Origin of the sequence: Bartonella sp. CE47NXGY, assembly GCF_042195415.1 — a bacterium.
Taxonomy (GTDB): domain Bacteria; phylum Pseudomonadota; class Alphaproteobacteria; order Rhizobiales; family Rhizobiaceae; genus Bartonella.
The window spans coordinates 1-554 of record NZ_JBHIOI010000290.1; the positions used below are offsets into that span (position 1 = coordinate 1).

A 554-nucleotide genomic window follows, 5' to 3' on the forward strand; every position below is an offset into this window, starting at 1 on the left:
ATTTCAGGATTTTCAAGAAAATGTAAAACCCAATGAAGAATAACTAAATCAAAAGTTGTATCTCCAACAGACAAGTGCAAAACATTGCTATCAAGCACGATTTCAACCGCATGCGTATAAAGATTAGAAAACAATTTTAAGATAGAGCCTCCACCTCTTCCAATATTCAGCATCGTCTGAAATGGTTTATCGCCAATGATTTCAAGTAAAGCGTTTTCTACACCCTGATCTGCCATATAGGATGACCGTAATACATCCCATTGCAACGTATTTTGTAAGAAATGCTTCTTCCTCGTTTTTTGACGCTGCTTTTTGACATCCTTCAAACGTTCTAAATCATGCGCTAACAACACATCATGCTTTGGCAAAGCCGAAAGAACACCCATCACAATGTCTTTACCCCAAAAATCATGACAAAGCTTAAAATAAAGGCTATCTCCCTTCTGATAACGCTCAATCAATCGAGCTTCGTACAAGAAACGTAAATATCGTGATATACACGCTTGCGACTGATCAAGAATAAAAATAAAATCAGGAATTGTTAAATCTTCATG

At 36.5% G+C, this 554-nt stretch carries 1 pseudogene; it reads right to left on the reverse strand.

Annotation, left to right across the window (positions count from 1 at the left end):
• Positions 1–554: pseudogene (locus ACFIL3_RS11160) on the reverse strand (hypothetical protein); the annotation flags it as partial.